The 5739-nt window shown below is 71.6% G+C and carries 6 protein-coding genes; 4 read left to right on the plus strand and 2 right to left on the minus strand.

The window, feature by feature from the left end; genetic code table 11:
- Both D6718_11680 and D6718_11685 read right to left on the minus strand, forming a co-directional pair.
- On the minus strand, positions 1 to 1075 hold a 1075-nt coding region (locus D6718_11680; protein ID RMG43650.1), incomplete at its 3' end, for a hypothetical protein.
- A gap of 10 nt (positions 1076 to 1085) precedes the next feature.
- On the minus strand, positions 1086 to 2564 hold the full coding sequence (locus D6718_11685) for a hypothetical protein (protein ID RMG43651.1): 1479 nt from the start codon (positions 2562 to 2564) through the stop codon (positions 1086 to 1088).
- A 17-nt stretch (positions 2565 to 2581) separates the two neighbouring features.
- On the opposite strand from D6718_11685, the gene D6718_11690 reads away from it, so the two are divergent.
- The 4 genes from D6718_11690 to D6718_11705 all read left to right on the plus strand — a co-directional run.
- Positions 2582 to 3196, plus strand: coding sequence for a sigma-70 family RNA polymerase sigma factor (locus tag D6718_11690; GenBank protein RMG43652.1), 615 nt, complete (start codon positions 2582 to 2584; stop codon positions 3194 to 3196).
- Positions 3197 to 3776: 580 nt separating this feature from the next.
- Positions 3777 to 4232: a hypothetical protein gene (locus tag D6718_11695; protein RMG43653.1), complete on the plus strand. Its 456-nt coding sequence runs from the start codon at positions 3777 to 3779 to the stop codon at positions 4230 to 4232.
- 243 nt (positions 4233 to 4475) lie between these two features.
- Positions 4476 to 5102 (plus strand): hypothetical protein, encoded by a 627-nt coding sequence (locus D6718_11700; protein RMG43654.1) that lies wholly within the window; start codon positions 4476 to 4478, stop codon positions 5100 to 5102.
- A gap of 19 nt (positions 5103 to 5121) precedes the next feature.
- Positions 5122 to 5739 (plus strand): hypothetical protein (locus D6718_11705; GenBank protein ID RMG43655.1); only part of this gene is annotated, 618 nt, incomplete at its 3' end.

The raw sequence follows: 5739 nt of genomic DNA on the forward strand, positions 1-5739 counted from the left end.
GGCCGAGAGCCGCCGCGAGCGCGCCCGCCCCGGCGGCGGCCGCCACCCGGCCGGCGGCCGGGTCGCCGGAGGCCCGGCGCGGCACGGCGGCGGCGGCGGCGAGGCCGCAGCCCAGCGGACCGGCGGCACCGGCGAGGAGATCCCAAGCGGAGGCCGCGTGGAGCGGCCCGGCCGGAAGGTGCAGCCACCTCGCCGCCACGATCCCCGACGCGCAAGCGGCGGCGGCGATCCATCCGGCTCCCGGCAACCGAGGGGACGGGGACCCGCCGGCCAGCCACCCGGGCTCCGGCGAGCGCCGCTCGAGGGTGCGCCAGGCGAGGAGGGTCGCGCCGAGGATGGGGACCAGCCAGAGGATCGGAGTGGCGTCGGCGCCGGCCGCGGGGTTCTCCCGGATCAGGACACCTTCGCCCTCGTAGAACGATCTCATCGTCGTCCCGGGAAGGCGAAGCCGGTACAGGCCGAGGGCGATCACCGGCAGGGCGAAGAAAAAGAAGGACACCGCGTACACCGACACGGCCGCGGCGGCCGAGCGTCCGACCGAGCCCCCCTTCATGCGCACGTAGATCGCCGCCAGGAGCAGCGCGGCGAGCGCCTCGAGCCGGATCCCCAACGTCGTTCCGACGAGGGAACGCCGGAAGTCGAAAAAGTGAAGGAAGATCCAGCCGAGGTCGGAGGGGTCCGCGTGCAGGTAGCCGATCGCCCGGACATGGGCTCGGCCCGCGTGCAGGAGGAGGTCGGCGAGCGGAGGTCCCAGCGTGAGCAGCCAGGCGAGCGTCATCAGTCGCGCCACGCGGGCCGGGCTCACCCGCGCCCAGAAGGCGAGGACGACGGTGAGCGCCGCGAAGGGGGCGAGATAGGCGAGCGGATACTGCACGAACCCGGCCAGCGCCGAGTAGGCGGGGTTGTCGGCCACGGCGATCTCGAGGACCGTCCGGAGGGCGATGACGCCGGCGAGCACGGCCGCGGCGCCGCCGGGCCCCGGCCCTTCGCTCTCGACCGCCTCGACGAGCCTCCGAACGGATCCGATGCCGCGCGCGAGCAGCCTCCTCATCCCCTCGCCCTCCGCCCGGCCCATCGCCTCCGTGTCAGTTCGCGTAACCGAGGCTTCTGAGCGCGTCGAGCTTCTCCGGATCGAGAGCCTCCGGCACCTCTCCGAACCGGGCCGACCGGAGCAGCTCGGCGAGCCGCCGCTCGAACTCCCCGCGCATCCGCTCCAGCAGATCGGGCCTGGCGGCGGCGAGGTTCCGCGCCTCTTCCGGATCGGCCGCGAGATCGTACAGCTCCTCCTCGGCCCGCCCGTCCGGAAGCGGAATCCGGATCAGCTTCAGCGAGCCGTCCCTCAAGGCCCACCACCGCCCCTTCCGGCCCTTCACCGGCCGGCGCGGGTTTTCGGGATGCAGGTGGAGGAAATCGTTGGCGTGCATCAGCGCCGCCGGAGGAAGGCGGGTCTCGCCGCCTCTGCGGAGGAGGGGGGCGAGACTCTCGCCGTCGAGCCCGCCGGGGACCGGGGCCCCGGCCAGCTCGAGCAGGGTGGGCGCCGCCCGGTTCAGCGGGACGATCCCCGACAGGACCGTCCCCGCCGGGACCCGTCCCGGCGCGCGCACGAGCATCGGCACGCGCAGCGTGTCCTCGTACAGGTACTCGCCGTGGCTGAACCACTTCCGGTGGTCGCCCAGCGCCTCTCCGTGATCGGACGCGAACAGGAGCACCGCCCGGTCGAGAATCCCGAGCCGCGCGAGTCCCGCGAGCAGGCGTCCCACCTCGCGGTCGGTGGCGGCGATCTCGGCGTCGTACAGCCGGCGGAGGTGCTCGATCTCGCGCGGACTGAGCACCGTATCGGCCGCGTAGATGACCTGGCCCTTCGTGACCTCGTGTCGCCGCTGGCGGTCCCAGATGTCCGCCCCGTGGTCCCAGCCGGCGAAATCGGGGTCGAGCCGGCGGGCGACCTCGGGCGGGGGTGTGTAGGGCCAGTGGGGGTCGAGGTAGTGAATCCAGAGGAAGATCCGCTTGCCGGACTGGGCCTCGAGCCACGCGAGCGCCTCGTCGGTGAGCTGCCGGGCCGAATTCTCGCGCCACCGTGGCTGCGGGTTCGAGTAAATGTCGAAGCCCTGCTCGAAGCCGAGTCCCGGCGCGAGGTTGAGATTCGTCACGAACGCGGCCGTGGCGTAGCCGCGCGCTTTGAACACCTCCGCCACCGTCGTGACCCGGTCCGGGAGCGGCATCGCGAGGCCGTCGGCGCCGTGGTGCCAGGGGTCGAGTCCGGTGAGGATCGTGCCGACCGCCTGCGTCGTGCGGTTGATCGGCGCCACCGCCACGTCGATCCTCGCTCCCTCCTCCGCCAGGCGGTCGAGGTTCGGTGTGAGCGAGGGCGACGGCCCGCCGTAGCATCCGAGGCGGTCGGCCCGGAGCGTGTCGATCGTCAGCAGGACGACCGGCGGCGCCTCCTGGCGCACCGCGCACCCGGCGCCGGCCGCGAGCCCGGTGAGGGCAACGAGGAGCACCGGCCGGCGCCGCGCGCCGCCGCGTCGGCGTACAATCGTTCCCACCGCGCGCGAAGCTACCACGCCGGCCGCGGGGCGGCATCCGGCCGCCGGGGACGCTTCTCCTGATCGACGAGCGTCAACTGATCCTCCGCGCCCGAAACGGCGACGAGGAGGCCTTCGACGCCCTCGTGGCCCGCCACGGTCGTCTCGTCCTCCGAGTGGCCCGCTCCATCGTCGGTTCGCTCGCCGAGGCGGAGGACGTCGCGCAGGAGGTCTTCCTGCGGCTGTACCGGAGCCTCGGCCGGCTCGACCCCGCCCGGCCGCTCGAGCCCTGGGTCGTCCGGCTGACCTTGAACGCCGCCCGCAGCCACCGCGAGCGGTCTCCCGCCCGCCGCGAGACCGGCCTGGAGGCGGCCGGTCCGCGGACCGAGGACGGAGGCCAGGGCTTCCGGCAGGTGGCCGCGACCGATCTGAGGCGGATCCTCGGAGAGGCCCTCGCGGCGGTGACCGAGCGCGAGCGGGAGGTCTTCCTGCTCCGCGACGTCCACGGCCTCAAGGCGGCCGTGGTGGCCGACGCGCTGGGGATCGCCGAGGTGACGGTCCGGCGCCTGTCCACCTCGGCGCGGGCCAAGATCCGCCGGCGACTGGAGGCCGAGCACCCGGAGCTGATCGGCGGGATCCCGCGACCCGCAGCCCGGAGCGCCAAGCACTGAGCCTCCGCCTCCCGGCGCTCGCCACGAGGTGAGCTGTCCGGCGATGTGGGGTGCGTCCCCGCTGGTGCGTGCTCGGGTTCAACGCGTTGGCAGTTCAGGGTTTGCGATCTCCGGCAGCACCTCCCGGTGAGATTCGTTCGAGGCCGATCTTCGGATCGGTCGCGCCGGCTCCGTGCTGGCCCGAGTCCGTCCCGACGCTCCAGCGCAGGACGGAGGCCCAACCCCGTCCGAATGGGGACCTCGGGACGCGTTCTGCGTCCCCGCGGAACGGAAGATGCTTCCGCGAAGGTGCGTGTCGGCGCCAGATCCCAATGAGAACCCATGACTTCCGCGCACCCTGACGCTTCGGGCGGCTGGTCCGGCCAGAACCTCCCGGCCCACAACGACTTGGAGCGGAAACCGCACCGTCCCGGGCGCCCCGGGGAAGGCCGGAGCGGGCGTCTCCCGGTAAGGCGGATGACCGGTCCGCGGAAGCGCGCCGAACGGGGCGCGCTCGATCCGGCGTGAACGCTCCGGCCGGGTCGCGGGTATACGTGGGCGGGGGTCGGGATCGACCCGGTCGCCCCCCGAGGTGAAGACGATGGCGAAACCACCCCGCGTGACCGACTTTCCCGATCGGGCCGGCGGCGATCTCGGCGCGCTGTTCCGCAGCGCCCTCGTCGAATCGGTGCCGGACGCCTCCGTCGAGCGCCTCGTCGCCCGGATGCGCCGCGCGCGAGCCCGGCGGGCCCGCTTCCGTGGGGTGGCAGGGCTCGGGCTGGCGGCGGCGCTGCTCGTAGCGGCGCTGGCGCCGTCATTGCGGGCTCCTCGGGCGGGAGGATCGGTCGCGTCGGCGCCGGAGATCAGGGTCTTTCGAGGCGCGGACGGCGCGGTCGTGCTGGAGTTCCCCCGGCCGGAGGCGGTCCACGCGGTGGCGAAGAGCCTCTCCCCGCAGCCGGGGGCCGACCTGTGGACCCGCCTTCCGGCGGGCCCGCGCCTGGTGGACCGGAACGGTCCGCCGGTGCCCGGGACGGTCGTCTTTTACCGGGTGGAATGATGCGCGAGAGTCTTTGGGGTCCCGCCCCCCGGGCGGGCAGGAAAGTCAGGAAACCGTTTGCCGGCGGGGATCCGTCGGCGTACACATTGTGGGCGGTCGCACCCGAGCGCGGCGCGGCGGCGTGCACCTCGGCAGCCCCGTTCCCCGGTGGAGCGGGTGGTGTGGCGCTGGCGCGGCGGGCCGGGAGGGTCGGCCGGCCAGAGGCATGAGGAGGCATACATGACAGCACGCAGATGGCTGCGGGTGCTGGCGGCAGGTGTCGCCGTGGGTGCGATGCTGGTCGGCGGCCTGACCGTCGCCTCGAACATGGGGTTCAAGTTCGTCCCCAACGTGGGGGCGGGGACCGCGTTCGACCTGTCGCTTCCGTGGAACAACAACTACACGAAGGCGAACGAGCTGTACAACGACATCAAGTCGCAGGATCCCGACATCGACCGCGTGTCCAAGTTCAACAGCAACGCGTCGCTGACGAACTGGAGCCAGGGGTCGAGTCCGAGCGCCAATTTCGCCGTCAACAAGGGCGAGGCCTACATCGTCTTCGCGAAGAACACCGGTCCGATCGACCAGGCGGTGATCGTCGGGTCGCACGATCCGAACTTCACGCTCGACTTCCTGGCGGCGAACGGCGGGTGGAACAACGCCGCCGCGCCGTACCACCAGACGTTCACCAAGGCGAACGAGCTGTTCAACGACCTGACTTCCCAGTACGGAAGCGCGATCGACCGGGTGAGCAAGTACAACTCGAACGCTTCGCTCACGAACTGGCAGTCGGGTGCGCCGCCCTCGGCGAACTTCACTCTGGATCTGGGCATGGGCGTCCTCATCCACGCCACGAGCGACGCCACCGGCTACGTGTGGCCGCATTACTGAGGAAAAGGGGGTTTCGCGAATGAAGAAGAGATGGATCCTGATCGCAGCGGCAGCCGCCGTCCTGCTGCTGCCGACGCTCTCGTTCGGAGATGCGTACCCGTTCGAGTCGACGTTGACGGACAGCGACGGCGTGCAGACGGATACGATCTGGCAGCGGTACTTCACCGCGGGTTCGGACAAGATCAGCCCGGGCGGTGCGTTTTCCTGCTCGGGAACGTGGGACCCGGCGACGAACGCCTGCTCGATGGTCTACAAGAAGGGCACGAAGAAGAACCCGAAGCGCGCCTGGCGCGGTTACGCGGACGACATCGGCTCGTTCACCGGCATCTGCGGCGAGATCTATCACGGCGTTCACGACATGCAGTCGGATGCCGGCACGTCCAACCACCGCGCGTATTACGCGTGGGCCTGCCAGCCGGTGAACTGCAACGAGACCTACGAGTGGAAGTCGGTCGACTGCTCGGGGGTGTTGAGCACCGGGCGCTGCATCGGCCCGCTCAACCCCAGCACCGCCGTGGGCTATGAGCTGACGAACGTTCCGCAGAGCATCGACGGGCCGAACACGATCGCGCCGATCGAGATGATGCGGCCGGTTCCGATCCCCACGGTCCAGAGCTACGACAAGACGACCGGAGAC

The organism is Acidobacteriota bacterium, from assembly GCA_003696075.1.
Classification (GTDB): domain Bacteria; phylum Acidobacteriota; class Polarisedimenticolia; order J045; family J045; genus J045.